Below are 23,160 nucleotides of genomic sequence, written 5' to 3'. Positions count from 1 at the left end.
TGCAGCTACCGAAGAATCGAACAAGTGGGGAATCATAATTTCAATATGAAGGGTGAAAATCATGCGTTCTGTAAAAAAAATATTGGCTTTGTCGTTTGTATTTCTACTAACCTTTCAAACTATAGGAATAGTAGGATATGCTGCAAATACGGAGTCAAATAGTTCAGGAAACATAATGATAGAAAGCAAGGAAACGCCGCAATCATCAAAAGAAAATGAAACCCAGATACTGACAGAAATTGAACAAAGTGAACGAATTGAAACAAAATCTGAATCGGAGCAGATTGGTAAAGGAGTTACATTTACTACATTTGAAATGCTTGATGCTCGAGGGTGGATTAATGGTGAAATGTTAGAGATTGATCTCAAAAATGAAGCTGTTTCTCTTGATCTTTTAACAGCAGACGGAGTAGTGGCAGCATCAGAACCAATTTCTGAAGTAACCAAACGCGAAGGAGCTATTGCGAGTGTAAATGGTGACTTTTTTGATATTAATTCTACTCAAGCTCCGTTAGGCATTGAAATTAAGGATTATGAAATAATCAAAGGTCCTAATAATGGAAGAGAAATGGCTGCAGGGGTTACAACAGAAGGGATTGGAGAGATAGCTGCTATTTTTCTCGAAGGTACTTTTACATTTAATGAGCAAGAACACGAACTAGCTTCCTACAACCAGAATACAATACCAGAGAATGGCATCGGTTTATATAATGCTTTATGGGGACAAGCATCAAGGGAAGGAGCAGTTCATGGGGATCCAAATGTTTATGAAGTGATTATTGAAGAAGGGGAAGTTGTGAAAACTGGCAGTGAAATCTCAGATGATGAAATCACAAAAAATAGGAATATATTAATTGGTAGGGGAAATGGGACAGATACTTTAAAAGAAATGCGGGTTGGAGATTCCGTAACAGTTGAATATGCACCGAAAACAAATGGGGATGGGGAGTATGCATTTGCCATTGGCGGTAATCCAACACTTGTAAAAGAGGGTGCTTTGCAAGATGTTGATGACGAAACACTTGCGCCTAGAACGGCTGTAGGATTTTCCGAAGATGGTGGGACGATGTATCTCGTATTGGTTGATGGGCGTCAAAGTTCAAGCAGAGGGATGACTTTATATGAGATGGCAGAATTCATGAAAGAAATCGGATCGTATCAAGCATTAAATCTTGATGGTGGTGGTTCCTCAACACTTACTTCAAGGATGCCCGGAGAGAATGAAGCAGAAGTGAAAAACAATCCATCTGATGGTGTGGAACGTTCGGTGCCAAATGGTATTGGTATTTTTACTGCTAAAGAAAATGGACAATTAACAGGTTTAAATGTTGATACAGTTATGCAGCATGAAAATGCTTATCGTGTTTTCCCTGAATTAACAAGGAGCTTCACAGTGAAGGGATTTGATGATGCTTATGACGCTGTGTCTGCTGAGAATATTCAATGGGAAGCTTATCCAAGTGAGTTTGGCACATTTAACGAAGAGGGAGTATTTACCGCAAGTAAGACTGGTCTTGCTGTAGCTAAAGCGAAAGAAGGTAATATTGAATCAGAAAGCAGAATTCAGGTTTTAGGAGATTTAAAGAGAATTGAAGCAACTAAATCCAGAATAAGTACAGTTCTAGAAGAACCCGATACTTTTTCGGTGATTGGTTTTGATGAAAATGGTTATGCTGCACCTATTGAACCAGAGGATATTCAATTAGATTATGATGAATCTGTAATTGAGGTTACAAACAATGAAGATGCAAGCTTCACAGTAAATCCAAAACAAGATGGGGCTTCGACAACGATTACCATGGCAGTTTTAGATAAAAAATTCTATCTGCCTGTTACCATTGGATTTCAAGAGGAAGTTGTGTCGGGGTTCGAAGATTCTTCTGATTGGAGTGTTCAAAAACATCCATCCAGTGTTGGGGCTTCTATAGAGGAAGTGGAGGGCAGAGAAGGTAATGCAATTCAATTAAACTATGATTTTAGTACGACTACTGCAACCCGCGCAGCATACTTGCAAGCAACTCCTGATCTGGAGCTTCCGACGAACACGCAAAAAATTGGTTTATGGATTTACGGAGATGGAAACGGTGCTTGGCTTCGTGCAGTTCTCAGAGATACCAGCAATACTCAATATGTAATAAACCTAGCTGATGAAGTAGATTGGACAGGATGGAAATATGTTGAAGCTTCGTTACCAGCGGGCGTGCAACATCCAGTCAAATTGTGGAGAATATACCCTGTCGAAACGGTTCAAAGTCAGCAATATGCAGGTAGTTTGATCTTTGATGAGTTGACTGTACAGGTACCACCAGAAGTAGACATACCCGAACAAGAAAAAATAACAACAGACCCACTTGTGATTCAAAATGATGAATTTGGTGAAGAGCGCTGGAAGTTTGCTGTTATTTCGGACACGCAATTCGTTGCAGCAAATCCAAACAGTGATGTATTGCGAAGAACTCGTGAAATGTTACAGCAAATAGTAGCAGCGGACCCTGAATTTTTAGTAATCAACGGTGATTTTGTAGATACAGGATACCCTGAGGATTTTCAATTGGCGAAACAAGTTTTAGAAGAAGAAGTTGGTGATCGTTTTCCGATCTATTACGTTCCAGGAAACCATGAAATGATGGGTACGGGGAATTTAACCAATTTTGAAGAAGTATTTGGAGAAACGCGTCAATCATTCGTTCATAATGGAGTGCAATTTGTGATGTTGAATTCCTCGGCAGGGAGCTATAGAGCTTCTGACTTTCAACAATTAGTTGAATTACAGGCCACGTTAAATAAGGCTGCACGTAATCCAGAAGTTCGTAACACAGTAGTTTTTTCCCATCATCCAACTAATGATCCGATGCCAACAGATGCTAGTCAATTAAGTGACAGAAAAGAAGTTGCCCTTGTAGAAAAATGGCTATCTGAATTCAGAATGACATCTGGAGGAAAAGGAGCAATTTTTATTTCTTCACATGCTTCAACTTTTAATGTGAATCGGGTCAATGGCGTACCATATTTTGTGACTGGAACAGCGGGGAAAGACCCTTATGGTACTCCTGATAATGGAGGAATCCTTGGTTGGACTATGTTTGGTGTCGAAAATGAATCCTCATTATTAAGGGGTATTCAAAGTCCTGAAGAGACAGATTGGATTAGAACAGAAGTAAATCCATTACTTGAAGAAATAACGGTTGATGCACCTGAAGAATTAGCCGTAGGTGAAACGATTGAAGTAAAAGCTACCGGACATCAACCTGGAGGAATTAACTTCCCGCTTCGATACCCAGCAAGTGTAAACTGGTCAGGAAGTGACAATGTTTTTGTAGGTAACAGTGAAGAATCTAACGAAGCGATTCGATCTGGAGAATATACTTCCGTATTTGATTATACAACAGGTAATCTTCGTGCATTACAACAAGGTGAGGTTACATTAAAAGTTCAATCCAATCAGATGGAATCTGAAGTTAAAATTCAGATTAACGAGTAAGAACATAAATGGTCAATTGCATTAGGGAAAGCCGCTTTCTAACGCGTCCGTAAGCTAGACTCCCACCTATAAATTTGAAAAGAGGTGGGAGTCTCACGGACTACCATTTTAAGGAGGGGCTGAAGTGAGTATAAAAGGCAAGCTTATCATGAGCAGCTTCTTAGCTATACTTGGTATAAGTTTAATAGCCGGAGGCACGAGTGCTTATTTTACTTCTGTTGTATCCACTAATAATACGATTACAAATGGTTCATTGGTTCTTGGGTTAAATAAACAAGAGATTTTTCATATTGAGAATCTAGTTCCAGGAGATATACAGGAAACTCAATTTAAACTTACCAATGAAGGAAGTGTGGACATGGGAGATATTACGTTACATACTTCTTATGAAATCATGGACAATGGTGAACCAAATAATGGTGATGACCTCGGAAATCACCTCATTGTTGAGCTGTTATCCAATCAGGGCAGAGAAGAGACACAAATCTTTGAAAAAACGCTCGCGGAATTAAGCCTTAGCCCACAGCAAATCACAAAGGAATTTTCGGCTGGAAGCACGGCAAAAGAATTCACAATCCGAATTACCTTTGTGGATAATGGAGAAAATCAAAATCATTTTCAGACAGACCAATTAAAATTCAATTGGGAATTTGAGGCAGTCCAGCTAAGTGGTAATACAGATGCTGAATAAAGCATTGATGGAATAAGGGAATTATTTTTTAATCCAGCTTTTCCCCGTCAAGTATATTTTGTTGCCATGTAAGGCGACATGAGGAAGAGGGGATCAATATGGGATGGCTTTTTAAATATCGTGGCAAATCAAGGAACAAAGCTTCGCTAATTGTTTTAAAGGCTTTTATAAGCTTGTATGTCTTTTTCTTGTCTACAAGCTATCTAACTAGCAATACCAATTCATTCTTTCATTACTACCATAGCGTAGATGGAGAGGTAACCATAGGTGCTTGGGATAGTAGAAAAACTAATGAACATAGTGTAAAAGAAAAAATGAGCGGCATTGTGAAGACGAACTGTTCGGAGGAATCTTCTGAGGAACTACCGGTAAATGGAAATACAGAAGAGAGAAAATTATTGCAAGAAGGTGAAAAATGCTGATGCTATTAAAATGGACGAACAGGATAGTGACAGGTGTTTTATTCATTTTATTAATAGGTGTAGCCACATTGGTTATTCCTGCTAAAATAACTGGAGAGCAGCCGGAAATATTCGGCTATCAACTGAAATCTGTTTTGTCGGGATCTATGGAGCCTAGTATTCAAACGGGATCCCTCATCGCAATAAAGTCAGTCAAGGGAGAAAAGATACCTCATATACAGGAAGGTGATGTAATTACATTTATTGGAGAAGAAAATAATTTAATTACCCACCGGATTTCTGATATTGCATTAACAGACAGCGGTACGGTTTATACTACAAAAGGGGATAATAATAATGCGACAGATACAGCACCGGTTTTAGCTGAAAATGTTGTTGGGCTGTATTCTGGATTAACGATTCCGTATGTCGGCTATGTCATTAATTTTGTCCAATCCCCCAACGGATATATATTATTTATGGTCATACCTGGCTTATTTATGGTTGGATACGCTGTGTTCACTATTTGGAGAACTCTAAGGGAACTGGATGATAAAATAAAACATATTGTGGATAGTGCGGAATGAACGTAGTAGTCATGTTTTAAACGGCAATAAAATTGCTATATAGCTGAGCAATCCGGTTCAAAGTATTCGTTGGCGAAGCTCCGGCCCCTTCAAACGTCTGCAAAGAATCGGATTGCTTTTTGAAGTCTGCGATTAGTCTCGTTTGGCTAGAATATCTTGGATAATCTCCGTGTGCACCCCCGCCCATGCCTTTTCTTTAAAATGCAGAATCAGGCTAATCGTGAGTAATATTAAGTAAATAATGGAGAAGATCATCCAATTTGAACTTCCATCGTGAAAGAGAAAGTTTTCCAATGGATTCGCAAAGAGAAAGAGTAGCCATGGTATAGCTGTAGCAAAAATTGGAATGATTCCAATCCCACTCTTTTCCTTTACGATTTGGTAATAAATTAATTTTAGGGTTTCACTGTCGAGAAACTGATAAAATTCTTTTATAGATGCCGGTTCCTTCAAATATCGGCTCTCTTTTATGTCTTCAATTGGCATCTCTTTTAGTCGAAGATAGAGTTTATGTGCATCACCTCGCATAGAAAATTTCAAGGAAACTCCTCCTCTCATATGGTTTTACACTATTACCCTTTGTAAAATAGCTAAAATAATACATTGAATTCGTTTGGTCCTTTTATGCACTATTTAACACAACTCCCAATCGTGGCTAACTATTCCAGTTGTTAGAAGATAGTATTGGTAATCATGCTGGAAGTATTGAGAAATCTTCAATTAATTGATCACTTAGCAGTACCAGTATTATTAGTTATTTCCGATTAGAAAGTACATATTATTAATATGTTGGTCTCAAGTTCCTATTTTTAGTAGTGAATATTTTTTGTAATATTCAAACACACTAATAATTTTAACCATTCCCGACCATAATCCCTGTGGGTGAACCTGAGTCCTGAAAATGGCTGATAATCACGATTTAAGAGCTTTGCTATAAAATTTGTTCTATTTTATTATTACTTAATGTTGGTCGAAAAAGTTTGTCTTATTTAAATTTACTGAATAGAGAAGGGGTTCTGCTATAATAATGAAACAGATAGTAAAGAAAGGCATTGCTTTCATAAGCATAAGTATATTAATGATATTAGCAGCATGTCAGGGAGAGGCTGGCGATAATAACTCAGAAGAAGATAATGCAGCAGCTGACATTTCAGAAATTGTCGGGATTGAACCAGGATCCGGCACAATGACCATCGCAGAGGAAACGGTTGAAGCATACGACTTGGATCTGGATTTGTTACCAAGTACTGAACCTGCGATGATTACCGAATTGCAAACTGCGCTTGAAAATGAAGAACCGATTGTTGTCACACTATGGCAGCCACATTGGATGTTCAGCGAATATGATTTGAAATTCTTGAAGGATCCACAAGGAACACTGGGTGAATCAGAAAATATTCATACGATGGTAAGACAAGGTCTTGAGGAAGAGCATCCATCAGCATACAAGCTTTTGGACAACTTTTATTGGGAAGTGCCCGATATGAATGAAGTGATGGCAAAGTTTGGGCAAAATGAGGACGTTGAACCACGAGAAGCAGCCGAGGAATGGATTGCAGATAACCGTGACAAAGTTGATGCTTGGACAGAAGGCATTGACACAGTTGAAAATGAGACAATCGAGTTGGCCTATGTTAACTGGGATACGGAACTTTCATCAACAAATGTGGTTGCACTTGTGCTTGAAGAATTGGGCTATACGGTGGAATTAACCCCGCTTGACATGGGAATCGCATTTGAAAGTCTTTCAGTAGGGGAAGTAGATGGGATGTTAATCGCTTGGCTTCCAGTAGGTGCAGCATCTTATGCGGAGCAATATAAAGATGAAATTGTTGATTTAGGACCGAGCTTAGAAGGTGCCCAGCAAGGGTTTGTGGTTCCTGAATATATGGATATTGACAGTATTGAAGACTTGCCAACAAAATAAAGCATGAAGGCTAGGTAGTGATACCTGGCCTTTTTTGTTGTTAGGAAAGTAATGTGGATTATTAAATTGCTAGACAGGCACAGCTCAGAGTGAGCAGGAAACCCCTCACTGTATGAATCACCCCGATGACGAGAACATTATATTGTAGGAGCCGAGTCCTTACTGAGAGCGGTTTTTTAAGTATCAAGTAACATCATTTAAAATATAAACCTGCCCGGATTCATTGCAATATCAATAATAAAGACTACATGTCTTCATTATCTTTATCATTATTTTTACTATCATTGAGAACTAAAGCAATATTATTATTGTTTATTAATGGATCCAAATCTGGCTCTTTTTGCTCTTCTCCATAAAATGCTTTATTCAGCTCAATATTTGCTTCTTCTGTTTTAGTTGGTTTTTTCTTCATAAATGGAGGCCTCCTTGTACGAATATTATTTCCAGGGAGATTGAAGTTATGTATAGCTATCTTCATTAATAGAAAATTGCATGGAGTCTCGATATTCCATGAACCTATTACTGCTATAGTTTATACAAGTGAATCGATTTCATAATTGTTTTTTGAAAGTAAGCAAAATATTTTTAATCTTAGTAAACTTGCATAAAAGTTAGATTTTATTATTGACAATCCATATAATTTGTCTTACAATATGAATTATAAAAATTGGGTGAAAATTACATATTATTAAACGGAAGGTGTGTGAGATGATGGCAGTGAAATATCAAGATGTTTTTTCTGGTTTTTTTCTCCTGATTGTAAGCGTTACCATGTTTTTGGCGACGTTCAGTTTTGAAGCGCTTACTGAAAGCCAAGTAGGTCCAGACTTTATGCCGAAGATTATTGCATCTATGATGATGATTTTGAGTATTATCATCATCGTAAATGGTTTAAAAAGGGCAAAAATCGAAAAAGAAAGTACAGGTGCATACCAGACAGACGAAGAAGAGGGTACGAAATCGGCATCCCAAGACGAGAAAAAGAACCTTCTTCCAGTAATGATTACATTGGGTTTAATGATTGGTTACTTTGTATTAATACCAATCTTAGGTTTCTTGATAATGACAGCGCTTTACTTATTTCTTCAAATGCTTCTTTTGTCACATAAGTCAAATCGAAAAATCTGGCTTTTTGCTATTCTATCAATCGCAACATCCACCTTGATTTATTACGTTTTTCGTTCCGTATTTTATGTCATGCTTCCTACAGGAATTATTGGCTAAGGAGGTTATCATGTGTTAGATATGCTTTTAGCAGGGTTTGAATCCGTATTAACGATTTACATTATTTTACTTATTATAGTAGGGGTATTTTTAGGGCTAATATTTGGATCTATACCTGGGTTAACAGCAACAATGGCAGTTGCTATTTGTTTGCCAATCACTTATGGAATGGAACCAGTTGCAGGAATGTCCTTATTAATGGGGCTATACATTGGGGGCGTATCGGGTGGATTGATACCCGCAATCCTCTTAAAGTTGCCAGGTACACCATCGTCCATTGCGACAACTTTCGATGGATATCCAATGGCTCAGAAGGGAGAGGCAGGGAAAGCTTTTAGTTTTGCTATTGTTTCCTCGTTTCTAGGGGGATTATTGAGTATTGTTGTTCTAATCATGATAGCCCCACCACTAGGCAAAATAGCTCTTCAATTTGGTCCGTATGAATTTTTTGCCATTGTCATTTTTTCTTTAACGTTGATTGCAAGTCTTTCTGGCAATTCATTATCAAAAGGGATAATGGCGGGTTTACTCGGTATCGCTTTTGCGATGGTAGGTTCAGCACCTATTGATGCATTTCCTAGATTTACATTTGGCTTCCATAGTTTGGATGCCGGTTTTAATATATTACCAGTACTAATTGGGCTGTTCGCTTTATCTGAGATCTTTATTTCAGCGGAAAAGAAAATGAAGGGTTCAGTTAAGGCGAATTTAAAAAAGGTAAATTACAAGGTAAGTATAAAAGAATACTTGGGACAAGGATGGAACTTTCTAAGGTCAAGTGTCATTGGCATTGCGATTGGAATCCTCCCGGGGATTGGCGGTGGAACTTCTAATATCATTTCATATGTTGCCGCAAAAAATTCATCCAAAAAGCCTGAGAAATTTGGCACTGGGATTCCTGACGGGGTCGTTGCTTCCGAATCTTCGAATAATGCTGCTGTAGGGGGAGCGCTTGTGCCACTCGTTTCTCTTGGAATACCAGGTGATACTGTAACTGCAATGCTTTTGGGCGGACTCGTATTACATGGTTTACAGCCAGGTCCTTTGTTAATACAAAATAGTGGGGATATAGTCTATGGTATATTTGCTGCTTTACTGATTGCGAATGTTTTTATGGCTCTATTCTTGTTCTTAGGTATGAAGGGATTTGTACGGCTATTAAGTATTCCAGGCTATATACTATTGCCGATTATCCTCGTTCTTTGTGTAGTTGGTGCTTACGGAGTTAATAATCGATTGTTTGATGTAGGAGCGTTGATTTTCTTTGGTGTAATAGGTTATTTGATGATTAAATTTGGGTTTCCATTGACTCCTTTAGTTTTAGGGTTCATTCTTGGTCCGCTTTTAGAAACAAATTTACGAAGGGGATTGATGCTATCGCAAGGTGACTTTATGCCATTTCTAACTTCACCAATTGCAGCAACCTTTCTATCAATCACGATAGTTTCATTGATTTTTGCGATATATAAAAACAAGAAAAATAAAAAGCAAGAGTCCACCGATAACTTAGAAAAAACCGGTACTTAAATCCACTTTTTATGGGTAAATCCCATTGAAATAAAAAATAAGGGGAGAAAATTTATGAGAAACTTTTTAAGAAAAACGCTTTTGGGTTCTGTTTTTATTGCATTACTAGTGCTTCTAGGAGCTTGTGCTGAAAACGCAGCTAATGGATCTTCAGATGCTAAAGATGATCCGGCAAGTGACTATCCTTCAGGTCCAATTACGGTTGTTGTACCAGCAGGGGCAGGTGGAGATACAGACTTGAATACAAGAATTATGGCCAAATATTTAGAAAAGGAACTTGACACTAACATTGTTATATCAAACGTAACTGGTGCGGGAGGAGCAACGGGTACGCAAAATGTTTTGGATGCTAAAGCAGATGGACATACAGTACTAGCCTTTCATAACTCTATGCTTCTGAATAATATCTTTGGGCTTACAGACTACACCTATACCGATTTTAAAATGGCGGGTGTTGGGGTATTAGACCAATCTAATACGTTTGTTACTTCAGCAGATTCGAAGTTTAATGATCTACCTTCATTGATAGAATATGCAAAGGAAAACCCTGGAGAGGTAACGATGGCAACTGAAATAGGTTCCATGACTTATATTCAAACACTACAATTTCAGGAACTTACCGGTGTAGAATTTAACATCGTTGATATTGGGGGAGCATCCGATAAGATCTCTGCACTTCTTGGAGGACGTGTGGATATTGTTCCAACATCACTCGGATTAATTAGCGGCTATATTGAGTCTGGTGATATGATTCCTCTTGGAATAATGGGTGAGGAAAGACTTGAAGGAGCTCCAGACGTTCCGACGTTTAAAGAGCAGGGAGTAGATATTGTTATCGATAAAGCATTTTATTGGGGTTTCCATAAAGATACTCCAGAAGAAATAGTAACTAAATTTTCGAATGCAATGGACCGGGTAGTTGCGAATGAAGATTACCAAGAGGAGATTGAAAATTCTTGGCTTAGTCCAACCTTTTTAAACTCCGAAGAGACGAATAAAAAGCTAGAAGAAATCAATGCAAGTTATCAAGAAGCTTATAAGAAATCAGAGGAAGATAACTAATATCCAAAAATAGAGTGGGGAAATATCAAGATGCTGATAAATTAGGAATTTATTCCAATATATTCAAGAATATTATGATCTGTCAAAATATTATTTTACTCTAACGAGGAATCAATATAAAACCGAGTGAATCTATCTAACTAATAAATAGGGGTGACGCAAAATGATGAAGGTTTCAGTAACTGTGAATACCACAGATTTATCTGAGTTGGACTTAAAGCAAATGTCCCAGCTGGGTGTAGACTGCATCGATTTTGGTGCAGGTAACTCATTTGCAGGAGTAAAAGAGCAAGGCTATCCTGACTTGGATAAATTACTAGAACTACAAAGGAAAATACGGTCATATGGCATGGATATTAATAGGGTTACACTACCAAACTTAAGTGATAACTTTATGCGAAATCGTCCAGGTAGTGAACGCGAACTCGAAAACTCCATTAATGCAGTTAAGACTTTTGGGGAAGCCAATATTGATATTGTTAGACAGCGGTTTGAAGGCGATGTGTTTTACGGTTTATCTAAAAGCTATCAAGCAATACAGCGAGGTGGGGCCATTTCACGTGGGGAAAGTCTTGGGATCATGAAAGAAAAGGCGGAAACACCTACATTCGAAGAATTAGAGAAATGGTGGGCTGCTTTTCAAGGTGCATATGGAAAGCTTGTCCCGGCAGCCCAAAATAGTAATGTCAACATTGCAATGCATCCTTCTGATACGCCACATCCAGATTCACCATTTGGAGGATTGGGTTTGCACCGTATTATCGATGATTTTCCTAATAAGAATGTTGGGTTAGTATATTGTATTGGAACACGTGCAGAAGCAGGGGGATCCTCTCTCGTTCTTGATGAAATCAACCATTTTGGACGCAAAGGTAGAATATTCTTGGTTCATTTCCGAAATGTAAGGGGGAGTTTACCTACTGCTGGAGCTTTTGAGGAGGCGCTACTAGATGATGGGGATATGAACATGTTTAAATTGTTGCTAGAACTGAGGAAGGTTGGTTACAACGGCTGCATAAATCCAGATCACGTACCAACAATGGCAGGGGACACACCCGATCTGGATGATAGATGGGGACACTCCAATATTGGCTGGAAAGCTTCGAGTTTAGGATTTTCCTATTCTATAGGCTATATAAAAGCACTATTAGCAGCGTTGACTGAATTCGAGGGGAAATAAAGTAGTTTTGATAATGTAATTTATATTTTAGGAGGAGGGAATGAAGTAAATGGGCAATAAATTAGATACTGATACTCCTATATATATTAAAGTGAGTACCAAGGATAATACAGCAATTATCGTAAATTCGGGGGGACTAACGAAAGGCGCCAAATTTTCATGTGGTTTGGCACTTAACGAAAGAATCCCCGAGGGGCATAAAGTAGCATTATGTAATATAGCGGCAGAAGAAGAAATTATCCGTTACGGTGAAGTGATAGGATATGCAAAAGATCATATAAAAAAAGGGAGCTGGATAAGGGAATCTTTAGTCGATATGCCTTCTCCCCCAGGATTAGACAATCTTCCTTTTTCTACTAATCTAGTAGATGTTTCTCCATTGGAAGAAGGATTCACTTTCCTTGGCTATCGCAATTCCGATGGAAGTGTAGGTACAAAAAATATTTTAGGTATAACAACTAGTGTTCAATGTGTAGTGGGTGTTTTGGAATACGCAGTGAAAAGAATTAAAGAAGATTTGTTACCTCGTTTTCCTAATGTAGATGATGTAGTTGCTTTAAATCATAACTATGGTTGCGGTGTTGCCATCAATGCTCCTGATGCCACAATACCAATTCGTACCATACAAAATTTAGCCAAACATCCAAACTTTGGTGGAGAAGTAATGATTATTGGATTGGGCTGTGAAAAACTAATACCACAGCGTCTAAATGATGGAGAAGATAATGATAATATTTTGACCTTACAGAACGAAAGTGGATTTGTAAATATGGTCCAGTCCATTATTAATATGGCAGAGGAAAGATTGGATAAATTAGACAAACGTAAGAGGGAAGTCTGTTCCGTTTCAGATTTGGTAATCGGGGTACAGTGCGGTGGTAGTGATGCATTTTCCGGGGTCACTGCAAACCCGGCGTTAGGGTTTGCGACAGATCTTCTCGTCAGAGCAGGAGCAACCGTTTTATTCTCGGAAGTAACAGAAGTAAGAGACGCGGTTCATTTGTTAACTCCTCGTGCTGCTACAAAAGAGGTGGGGGATAGCTTAATCCGCGAAATGAAGTGGTATGACAATTACTTGAACAAAGGGCAGGCGGATCGAAGTGCAAATCCATCTCCAGGAAATAAGCGGGGTGGCTTATCAAATGTCGTTGAAAAATCATTAGGTTCAATTGTTAAATCGGGAACCTTGCCAATAACGGATGTACTTGCGCCTGGAGAAAAGGTAAAGAAGAAAGGATTAACTTTCGCTGCTACTCCTGCAAGTGATTTTGTTTGCGGAACACTTCAACTCGCATCAGGTATTCATTTACAAGTATTTACTACAGGGCGGGGAACACCTTATAATCTGCCGATTGCCCCAGTGCTGAAGGTTTCAACAAGAAATACTTTGCAAGAACAATGGCATGATCTCATCGATATAAATGCAGGGAAAATAGCCAATGGGGAAGCAACGATAGAAGAAATAGGATGGGAGATTTTTAAGGATATTCTTGAGGTTGCCAGTGGAACGAAAAAGACATGGGCGGATAAATGGGGGATTCACAATGATCTTGCACTATTTAATCCATCTCCTGTTACATGATAAATATAAATAATCGGTCAATGCGATTGACATCTATTATTATTTGTCTTACAATATAATTAACATAATATTCATAATTATAATGAAGAAGGGTCGGAATTTATATGGTTACGAAGAAAAGACAAGCCCCATCGGGGATCTTAGGTTTTCCGGTTGCACCAATGAACGAACAAGGGAAATTAGACTTAAACGGATTAGAAGCCAATATTGACTTTTTGCTAAAGGAAGGACTATCTTCCATATTTGTAGCATGTGGGGCCGGGGAATTTCATGCTCTCAGTAATGAAGAATACCGGTTAATAGTAGAAGTAGCTGTTGAAAGAGTAAAGGGGAGCGTTCCACTTTATACAGGTGTAGGCGGCAATATCACATCTGCTCTAGAACAGACAAAGATTTCCGAAGAACTCGGGGTAGATGGTTACTTGATCATGCCACCATACTTAATCAATCCGTCACAGGACGGTTTATACAATTATTTGAGTGAGATTATAGGAAACACTGATCTCAATGCTATTGTATATAACCGCGATAACTGTATTTTGAATGCGGATACATTAAGGAGATTATGTGAGTTTCCGCAGTTGATAGGCTTTAAAGACGGTGTTGGTAATATGGAACAAATCGCAGAGTTTACACATTTGTTTGGTGATCGTCTTGCATGGATAAACGGAATGCCCTTAGCAGAAGTTACGATGGAGGCCTATATAAACCTTGGATTCAGATCCTATTCATCGGCAATATCCAACTATATCCCTCATATTTCAGCGATGTATTATGAAGCACTTTTAAGTGGGGATAAAGAGATGGCTCACAATTTGTATGAAGAAATTATTTTACCGATTCATCGAATTAGAAGTCAAAAGAAAGGATATGCGGTTTCACTTATTAAGGCTGGGATGAAAGCCATTGGTCTTCCGGTAAGTTTACATGTAAGAGCACCAGTCGCCAAGGTGGAGGATCAACATTATGAGCAGCTAAAAGAAATTATTAATAAAGCTTCACAAAAATACCCTGCAAAAGCAGCAACAACATTAAAATAGGAGGTTCTTATGACTACTGAAACGAAAACCAAGACATATTTAAACTATATTAATGGTGAATGGATTGCATCTGATTCAGGTAAAACAGCAGAAAGTTTAAATCCTTCCCGAAATGCCGAAGTTTTAGGTTCTTATCAACTATCATCTGCTAATGATTTAGACGAAGCAGTTGTTGCAGCTAGTCAATCCCAAAAAGGTTGGAGGAAGCTATCAGGAAGTACAAGAGGCGATTATCTGTTTAAAGTTGCTGCTGTTATGGAAGAACGCCTGGAAAGTATAGCTGAAACAATGACGAAGGAAATGGGCAAGACATTCGCTGAAGCAAAAGGTGAAACAGCACGAGGTGTTGCGATTTTACGTTATTATGCGGGGGAGGGAATGCGATCTGTAGGCGATGTTATACCGTCATCGGACAGTGAAGCACTTATGTTTACTACAAGGGCGCCACTTGGGGTAGTAGGGGTAATAACTCCCTGGAATTTCCCTGTTGCGATTCCTATATGGAAAATCTCCCCGGCACTTATTTATGGAAATACAGTAGTAATTAAACCAGCCAGTGATACAGCGGTAACTTGTGCAAAAGTTATTGAATGCTTTCATGATGCTGGGCTTCCAAAAGGTGTCATTAACATGGTGACAGGATCGGGGTCTGTCATTGGGCAAGGGTTGGCTGAACATCACAAGGTTGATGGCATTACTTTTACTGGGTCAAATAATGTTGGTAAAAAAATTGGTAGTGCGGCTTTGAATCGCGGAATTAAATACCAACTCGAAATGGGAGGGAAAAATCCTGTAATTGTTACGGATGATGCAGATCTGGATCTTGCTGTTGATGCAACTATCAGTGGAGGACTTAAATCGACTGGACAAAAATGTACGGCAACCAGTCGAGTGATCGTTCAAAGCGGGGTTTATGATGAATTCAGGGAAAAGCTTCTTAAAAAAGTTGCTGAGATAACTGTCGGAAGTGGAATGGAAGAAAGTAACTGGATGGGACCTGTTGTTAGTGAAGGTCAACTTGAGAATGTACTTTCCTATATAGAGAAGGGCAAGAAGGAAGGTGCTAAACTAATATTTGGTGGTAAGCGTGTTTCTACCCCCGATACAACAAATGGTTATTTTGTGGAACCAACTGTTTTTGAGGAGGTTTCAACGAACATGATCATTGCCAAAGAGGAGATTTTTGGACCAGTATTGGCCCTTATGAAGGTAGATACAGTCGAAGAGGCATTAGAAATGGCAAATGATTCGGAATATGGTCTAAGTGCCTCTATTTTTACAACGAAAGTTCGAAATATGTTGGAGTTCATAAATGAAATGGATGCTGGACTGGTTAGAATCAATGCAGAAAGCGCTGGGGTAGAGCTGCAAGCCCCATTTGGAGGCATGAAACAATCAAGTTCCCATTCCCGTGAACAAGGGCGGGCTGCGATAGAATTTTATACTTCAATAAAAACGGTATTTGTAAAATAATAATGGAAAGGGGAGTTATGCACGCTATGCTTACTCCCCATTTTTTAAAGTTTCAAAGCATATATAGTGGCATCCTTTTATTTACACTTACATTTGATCAAAAGGCAATACATATTTTAGAATTCGATAAACGATTAGCGTTTAAAATTTAATAATTTCTATTAAAACTAATTTTAACAATATAGGAGGAATGCTGTATGGTAAGTACAGAATATCCAAAAAGAATTAATACATTGCGAATTGAGAAAATGATCGTTATTCCAGTAGCTGGTCATGACAGTATGCTATTGAATTTAAGTGGAGCACACGGTCCTTTTTTTACGCGCAACATTGTAATTTTAGAAGATAATCATGGGAATAAAGGAGTAGGTGAAGTTCCAGGTGGAGAATCGATCCGTCAAACGCTTGAAGAATCAATACCTTATGTAATAGGTAAACCAATTGGTGCTTATAATAATATTTTAAATACTGTTCGAACAATGTTCTCTTTTAGGGATGAGGGTGGAAGAGGTTCTCAAACATTTGACCTTAGGACAACAATACATGCAGTAACCGCTCTGGAGGCAGCCTTGCTTGATCTATTGGGTAAATTTCTTGGAGTTCCAGTTTCGGAACTGCTTGGTGATGGACAACAAAGAACACATGTGGAGATGCTAGGGTATCTTTTTTACATCGGTGATCAACGGAAAACAGATCTTCCCTACGTAAGTAATCCCAATTCAAAAGATAAATGGATGAGGATACGCCATGAAGAGGCTTTAACCCCTGATGCAATCGTTTCTCTTGCTGAAGCTGCACATGAACGATATGGCTTTAATGATTTTAAATTAAAAGGTGGGGTCTTAAAGGGAGAAGAAGAAATATTAGCTGTAAAGGCACTGGCCAAACGTTTCCCCAATGCAAGAATCACATTGGATCCGAACGGAGCTTGGTCATTGAATGAAGCAATTCATCTATGTAAAAATCAGCAAGATGTTCTTTCATATGCTGAAGATCCTTGTGGTGCCGAGGGTGGCTATTCGTCACGTGAGGTAATGTCAGAATTTCGTCGTGCGACAGGTATCCCTACCGCCACGAACATGATTGCAACGGATTGGAGAGAAATGGCACATGCCATACAGCTGAATGCGGTTGATATACCACTTGCTGATCCCCACTTTTGGACAATGCAAGGATCAGTTAGGGTGGCGCAATTGTGCAATGAATGGGGATTAACCTGGGGGTCCCATTCAAATAATCATTTTGATATATCACTCGCGATGTTTACACATGTGGCTGCTTCAGCCCCGGGGCATATTACAGCGATAGATACCCATTGGATATGGCAAGATGGACAACGATTAACAAAACAACCTTTTCAAATTATCGATGGAAAAATAGAGGTGCCACAAGTACCAGGTCTTGGTATAGAAGTAGATATGGAAAAAATCAAAGAGGCAAATCAATTATATAATGAACAAAATCTTGGGGGACGTGACGATGCTATCGCCATGCAATATTTAATTCCTGGATGGGAATTTAATAATAAAAAACCTTGCTTAGTTAGAGAATGATAATAAAATGTTAAAATAAAGAGGGTTCGTTAGTTGGAAAACATATATAGATAGCAGTGTTTGAGGAGGAATGACTAATTTGGAAAATTATTTTGTCGATACAGTACAAAGGAGTACACTTTCACAGCAAGTGTTAGAGAAAATTGTCGCTCTTTTGGTAAGTGGGCAATTAAAATCAGGTGATAAGCTACCACCTGAAATGCAATTAATGAAGCAATTAGATGTTAGTAGACCAGTGTTGCGGGAAGCATTAAGTTCGCTTGAAACATTGGAAATAATTACTCGCAAACCCCGTGGAGGAACGTTTGTAAATGACAAGGTAGGAAGTAATCCATTTACAGCGATGATCTCACTCTCCATTAATAATTTACCTGCTCTGTTTGAAGCACGTATGTCATTAGAATTAGGACTTGTGACGATAGCGGCTGAAAAAATTACGGATGAACAATTGGATCGTTTATATAATTCAATCAATGATATTAAAATAAACGCGCATACAAACTATGGTAAATACGATAAAGAATTTCATAGAATTATCGCGCTTAGTGCAAATAATCCAGTTTTAGAAGGTATGATCACATCACTTCTTATTACACATGAAAAAACGGATAGTTTAATTGAATATCGCGAACCCGAGATTACGATGGAACATCACCTTGCAATATATGAATCCTTAAAAAAGCGGGATCCCCATGAAGCTTTTAAACAAATGTACAAACATTTGAGTTTTGTTCGAAACAAGATATTGAATACCTAATCTGAATAATTGCTTCTTAGAAGAACTATACAGGATGTAAACAGGAACAGTTTATTATCCTGTTTTCATTTTGTATAAAAAGTTGTTTAGGTGTATGAAATTATGAAATAAGAGGAGATATGTATATTTCTTAGATTATTGTTTCCCTAAAATCAGGAAGCTACGTTTATTCATCCGAAGTGTAAATTATCCAATAAGTAATTTGTGTGTATTCATACTATTTACGAAATGCAATTAGGAGGAGAAAAATGAAATTTAGCGTATTAGTTCCAAGGAAAATAGCGCAGGCAGGTATTGATTATCTGGAAAACAATGGTTGTACAGTTGATGTGCAACAGGAGATGACTACAGATGAACTTAAGGGTTCCATACAACATTACGATGCGGTAGTGCTTAGAACAAACATAATAAACAGTGAAATAATTGCCAACGCAACTAAGTTGAAAATTATAGCACGGTACGGTGTTGGTTTAGATAACATTGATATAGAAGCAGCCACGAATCGTGAAATCTATGTAACCAATACACCAACTGCTAATATTAATTCCGTAGCAGAACATGTAGTTGGATTGATACTCTCCATTTCTCGTCAAATAAATAAGGTTGATCGTGCAGTTAGAGAGGGAGATTTTAGTATACGAAATAGTTTACCTGGAACAGAGTTAAAAGGTAAAATCCTTGGGATCTTAGGTTTAGGTAATATAGGGAAGTTGGTAGCTGAAAAATGCGCTCTAGGATTCGGGATGAGGGTAATTGCATACGACCCATATATAGATCAACCAATGATTGATTATATCTCTATTGAAAATGATTTGGAAAGATTGATTAAACAAGCCGATTTTATATCCTTGCATTTACCTTACAATACATCCAACCATCATCTATTTAATAAAGAAAAAATCGGATGGATAAAACGGTCAGCATTTTTAATTAATGCTGCAAGGGGAGGGTTGGTTGACGAAGAAGTATTAGCAACCTCTTTAAAAGAAAAGTCTATCGCTGGGGCAGCATTAGATGTTTTTGAACAAGAACCACCTTGCTTGAATCATTCTTTGTGGGAACTTGATAATATTATCGTCACACCACATATAGCCGCATTAACCAACGAAGCAATGAACGAAATGTCATTAGATTGCGCAAAGGAAATTATCCGAATTAAAAACAAAGAGAAACCGCATTTTTGGGTGAATAAACAGGAAATGACTGAAAAGAGTTCTAGACGTAAGGCATTCAAATAGTCAACTAAAATTCGTCTAAAGAATTCTCATGTAAGTACAAACAGGGTTGATAAGAAGAGGTCGTTCACTATGCTTGTAGATGTCGCGGACTATAGAAGGAATAAAACATTCGAATAGGAATGGTGTTATGAGAAGTAATCAAATGATAATGAGGTGGCAGGCATGCGTGTTATTGAAACCTTAATAAAAGACATACCTTTACCTAGAATGGTTAAAGTGCAGCAAGATTTTTACGCTCCCGAGATTTTAGAGGTAGACAAAGCTGTACATGATGCGATTAAGGAAGCAGGGGTGCTATCGAGAATTACAGGAGGTGATCGCGTTGCAATTGCCGTAGGAAGCCGAGGTGTAGCGGATATTCCTATTTTAACAAGGGAAGTAGTTAATGCTGTTAAATCAGTTGGTGGGCTACCATTTATTGTACCAGCTATGGGTAGTCACGGAGGGGCAACAGCAGAAGGTCAACGGGATGTATTAGAGAAACTGGGAGTTATAGAGGAATTCATTGGAGCTCCGATTATATCTACTATGGATGTCGTTGAATTAGGTAGATTACCAAAGGGGTTACCAATATATATCGATAAAAATGCTTACGAGGCGGATAAAATTATCTTTATAGCAAGGATTAAACCGCATACTGCCTTTCGTGGTACCCATGAGAGTGGTCTTGCAAAAATGATTACGATTGGTCTTGGCAAACAAAAAGGGGCGGATGCTGCACATTCTTACAGTTTCAAATATATGGCCGAACATGTACCGGCAATGGCTAGAATAACTTTAGCTAACGCTCCTATAATCTTTGGGCTTGGTACAATTGAAAATGCGTATGACAGACCGGCCAAAATTATAGCTGTTCCTGCCGAAAAAATAGTTGAAGTTGAACCTGAATTGTTACTTGAAGCCAAATCACTTATGCCGAGATTAATGTTTAATCCTATTGATGTTCTCGTGGTGGACGAGCTCGGAAAAGATATTTCAGGAAGCGGGATGGATCCTCATATCACCGGGCGATATCCGACTCCGTACGCAACAGGAGATCAAAAAACCTCAAAAATCATAGTTTTGGATCTCACTGAACAAACACATCATAATGCAAACGGAATAGGTCTAGCGGATATAACCACTCGAAAAGTATTTGAAAAAACAGCCTGGGATAAAGGATTTGCCAATGCCCTTACAAGTCTTGTAACCGATGTGGTAAAGTTTCCAATGTTCATGGATACTCCAGAATCAGCAGTTAAAGCAGGAATAAAAACATCTGCTTTATTTGATCCATCAAAAGTGCGGCTAGTTCGAATAAAAAATACACTCCATATAAAGGAAATTTATATTTCAGAGAGCCTATTGGCTGAAGCAAAACAAAATGAAAATATTAAAATACTTGGCGAGCCTCATATTATTAATTGGTAAAATTGGATGGAAGCTGAATTTTTTGTCTTTACCATGGTTTTGTCAGAAAGGATTTTTAATAAATGACGAGGATTTAGGGTTGGAACGACTGAAGCAGGTTACGATAAGAGATTCGTAGTGTTTAAGATCTTGTGAGCTTTCCATTGTTAAACCCAGTAGAACTTATTATCCAGGTCCAGCGCTTGAAAACGAAAGATGCAGAAACGGTCGAACAGTACACGCAGCTTGCATGCAACTGGAAATTGATTAACAGGTGCCAATGGAGACAGCGATTATATCTCTTCTGCTGTTTACAATAATGGTTAAATTAGTTTTAATTCCAGCTGTATATCGGATATCCATCAGGTATGGTTGTGAAGGATTAAGAGTTATTCATAATATTATTCTAATCAGGTGCATGAGTTCTACATGCATCTGATTTTATTGTTGCTTTTTAAGAATGTATGTAAGAGAGAGTTGTATATCGTATATATCTGAATGAAGGCAAACAGTAATTAATAGAAATAATTTTCAAATTAGGATAAAAAGTAGAAATTTTTTCTGAAAAGTCTTGCTATATAATTATCAAACAATTAAAATAAAGGTTAAGGAAACGCTTTCATAAAGAGGTAATTTCCGTTTTCACAATTAAAAGGGAGGAAAAAAGAATGAAAAAGAGACTTTCATTTGCATTAGTTACTGCTTTACTTTTAGTTGGCTTAATGGCTTGTAGTAGTGAGGATGAAGGAAATGCTACTTCAGACGCTGGATCATCAGGTGAACTTTCAGGGGAAGTGACCATGTGGACTGCTTCATTGGCTGGTGAACCATTTGATAGTTATTTTGCTGATTTAGAAGCAGCATTTGAAGAAATGCATCCAGAAGTTGATGTCATCATAGAAGATATTCCACAAAATGAAATTGAACAAAAAGTACTTACTTCACTAACTGGTGATGATGTTCCAGACGTTGTGAACCTAGCACCGCGTTATATGATTAATATTGCTGCACAAGGTGGGCTTTTAGAGTTAAATGACTTAGTAAGTGAAGAAGTCCAAAATTCCTATTTAGATGGCCCTTTTGAAGCAGGGTATTTTGAAGAAGACTTATATGCCTTACCTTGGTATTTAACAACTACGGTAAGCTGGTACAATAATGACCATTTTGAACAAGCTGGAATTACGGAAACTCCTCAAACCACACAGGAAATCTATGATACAGCCAAGACTATTACAGATGCAACAGGTAAACCTTCTTACTACCAAATCATCAACCAAGGTGACACGGTAATCGAAAAGATGATTTCCATAGCGAATGGTGAGCCGATTGTGGAAGAAGGAAAAGCGTTATTAACTGAAAATGAAGAGATTCTTGAGTTCTTTACGCTAACACAAAAAATGTATGAAGAAGGGATTATGCCACAGGAAAATGCGGAAGGATCTTTCTCTACTGCACAAGAACTATTTATGGCTAATAATGTATCCCTCCTTGAAAGTGGGGTAACCTTCTTGGGACCGATTGAATCTGGTGCACCAGATGTATATAATGCAGCAAAAGCTGGTCAACCATTAAATGCCTTAGATGCGCCAATGAACGTAGCTGTTATGAATTTTTCTATTCCATCAAAAACAGATAACCCAGATGCGGCAGTTGCATTAGCGGAATTTGTTACGAATGCAGAAAATCAATTAGAGTTTGCAAAAGTTGCTGGAACGGTACTTCCTTCCACAACGGAATCATTGGAGGATGAATATTTTACGAATCCAGGGGACTCACCTAAAGCGTTGGGGATGTTAGAAGCATCAACTTCTCTTGAACGTTCGAAGGTGCTTATTCCACCGGTAGAAAATTCTTCTGAGCTTTATGAAATAGTTAAAATGGCATTTGTAAAAAATATCCAAGGAGATATAACTCCTGAAGAAGCCTTGCAGGAAATCACAGAAAAATGGGATGCATCCTTTGAAAAGGCTGGTTTAACACCAACATTCTAATACATTACAAAACTGAAGAGACTAGCAGCCCTTGCTAGTCTCTAAATTCAGGAGGGA

At 38.2% G+C, this 23,160-nt stretch carries 19 protein-coding genes; 17 read left to right on the top strand and 2 right to left on the bottom strand.

Annotated features, from left to right (window positions below; genetic code table 11):
• The first annotated feature begins 61 nt into the window (after positions 1–61).
• The 4 genes from NST46_RS02130 (at position 62) to sipW (ending at position 5,160) form a co-directional block, all read left to right on the top strand.
• A complete protein-coding gene (locus tag NST46_RS02130) occupies positions 62–3,481 on the top strand; it encodes a phosphodiester glycosidase family protein (protein WP_341136674.1) in 3,420 nt (1,139 codons plus the stop codon).
• A 124-nt stretch (positions 3,482–3,605) separates the two neighbouring features.
• On the top strand, positions 3,606–4,172 hold the full coding sequence (locus NST46_RS02125) for a TasA family protein (protein ID WP_341136673.1): 567 nt from the start codon (positions 3,606–3,608) through the stop codon (positions 4,170–4,172).
• A 98-nt stretch (positions 4,173–4,270) separates the two neighbouring features.
• The gene (locus tag NST46_RS02120) at positions 4,271–4,594 is read left to right on the top strand and encodes a hypothetical protein (protein ID WP_118890210.1); all 324 of its coding nucleotides are present in this window, start codon (positions 4,271–4,273) and stop codon (positions 4,592–4,594) included.
• Entirely contained in the window at positions 4,588–5,160 is a 573-nt protein-coding gene (gene sipW, locus NST46_RS02115) for a signal peptidase I SipW (RefSeq protein WP_341136672.1), read from the top strand. Before NST46_RS02120 ends, sipW begins: the two co-directional genes overlap by 7 nt.
• Positions 5,161–5,292: 132 nt before the next feature.
• Here sipW and NST46_RS02110 read toward each other — a convergent pair whose 3' ends face one another.
• Positions 5,293–5,700: a hypothetical protein gene (locus NST46_RS02110; protein WP_341136671.1), complete on the bottom strand. Its 408-nt coding sequence runs from the start codon at positions 5,698–5,700 to the stop codon at positions 5,293–5,295.
• 487 nt (positions 5,701–6,187) lie between these two features.
• Here NST46_RS02110 and NST46_RS02105 point away from each other — a divergent pair, with 487 nt between their 5' ends.
• Entirely contained in the window at positions 6,188–7,087 is a 900-nt protein-coding gene (locus NST46_RS02105) for a glycine betaine ABC transporter substrate-binding protein (RefSeq protein WP_118890208.1), read from the top strand.
• A 244-nt stretch (positions 7,088–7,331) separates the two neighbouring features.
• Here NST46_RS02105 and NST46_RS02100 read toward each other — a convergent pair whose 3' ends face one another.
• Complete coding sequence (locus NST46_RS02100) at positions 7,332–7,499, bottom strand: hypothetical protein (protein ID WP_158586299.1); 168 nt, start codon at positions 7,497–7,499, stop codon at positions 7,332–7,334.
• A gap of 296 nt (positions 7,500–7,795) precedes the next feature.
• On the opposite strand from NST46_RS02100, the gene NST46_RS02095 reads away from it, so the two are divergent.
• From NST46_RS02095 to NST46_RS02040, 12 genes are all read left to right on the top strand, one after another.
• Complete coding sequence (locus NST46_RS02095) at positions 7,796–8,311, top strand: tripartite tricarboxylate transporter TctB family protein (RefSeq protein ID WP_303448721.1); 516 nt, start codon at positions 7,796–7,798, stop codon at positions 8,309–8,311.
• A gap of 21 nt (positions 8,312–8,332) precedes the next feature.
• On the top strand, positions 8,333–9,838 hold the full coding sequence (locus tag NST46_RS02090; protein WP_316246668.1) for a tripartite tricarboxylate transporter permease: 1,506 nt from the start codon (positions 8,333–8,335) through the stop codon (positions 9,836–9,838).
• A gap of 54 nt (positions 9,839–9,892) precedes the next feature.
• Entirely contained in the window at positions 9,893–10,900 is a 1,008-nt protein-coding gene (locus NST46_RS02085; protein WP_095313876.1) for a tripartite tricarboxylate transporter substrate binding protein, read from the top strand.
• 163 nt (positions 10,901–11,063) lie between these two features.
• Positions 11,064–12,080 (top strand): mannonate dehydratase, encoded by a 1,017-nt coding sequence (locus NST46_RS02080; RefSeq protein ID WP_303448716.1) that lies wholly within the window; start codon positions 11,064–11,066, stop codon positions 12,078–12,080.
• A gap of 49 nt (positions 12,081–12,129) precedes the next feature.
• On the top strand, positions 12,130–13,662 hold the full coding sequence (gene garD / locus NST46_RS02075) for a galactarate dehydratase (protein WP_095313879.1): 1,533 nt from the start codon (positions 12,130–12,132) through the stop codon (positions 13,660–13,662).
• A gap of 104 nt (positions 13,663–13,766) precedes the next feature.
• Positions 13,767–14,702, top strand: coding sequence for a 5-dehydro-4-deoxyglucarate dehydratase (gene kdgD, locus NST46_RS02070; protein ID WP_095313880.1), 936 nt, complete (start codon positions 13,767–13,769; stop codon positions 14,700–14,702).
• 9 nt (positions 14,703–14,711) lie between these two features.
• A complete protein-coding gene (gene gucD / locus NST46_RS02065; protein ID WP_095313881.1) occupies positions 14,712–16,175 on the top strand; it encodes an alpha-ketoglutaric semialdehyde dehydrogenase GucD in 1,464 nt (487 codons plus the stop codon).
• A gap of 197 nt (positions 16,176–16,372) precedes the next feature.
• Entirely contained in the window at positions 16,373–17,728 is a 1,356-nt protein-coding gene (gudD, locus tag NST46_RS02060) for a glucarate dehydratase (RefSeq protein ID WP_341136670.1), read from the top strand.
• Between the two features lie 79 nt (positions 17,729–17,807).
• A complete protein-coding gene (locus NST46_RS02055) occupies positions 17,808–18,485 on the top strand; it encodes a FadR/GntR family transcriptional regulator (protein WP_392391126.1) in 678 nt (225 codons plus the stop codon).
• Positions 18,486–18,733: 248 nt separating this feature from the next.
• Positions 18,734–19,723 (top strand): hydroxyacid dehydrogenase, encoded by a 990-nt coding sequence (locus tag NST46_RS02050; RefSeq protein ID WP_303448707.1) that lies wholly within the window; start codon positions 18,734–18,736, stop codon positions 19,721–19,723.
• A 162-nt stretch (positions 19,724–19,885) separates the two neighbouring features.
• On the top strand, positions 19,886–21,133 hold the full coding sequence (locus tag NST46_RS02045) for a lactate racemase domain-containing protein (RefSeq protein ID WP_341136669.1): 1,248 nt from the start codon (positions 19,886–19,888) through the stop codon (positions 21,131–21,133).
• 647 nt (positions 21,134–21,780) lie between these two features.
• A complete protein-coding gene (locus NST46_RS02040; RefSeq protein ID WP_303448704.1) occupies positions 21,781–23,103 on the top strand; it encodes an ABC transporter substrate-binding protein in 1,323 nt (440 codons plus the stop codon).
• Positions 23,104–23,160: the final 57 nt, after the last annotated feature.

The sequence above is a fragment of the Oceanobacillus sp. FSL W7-1309 genome (genome assembly GCF_038002145.1).
In the GTDB taxonomy this organism is placed as follows: Bacteria; Bacillota; Bacilli; order Bacillales; family Amphibacillaceae; genus Oceanobacillus; species Oceanobacillus profundus.
The sequence above is the reverse complement of the archived record's forward strand: the minus strand, read 5'-3'. Positions and strand labels throughout refer to the sequence as shown.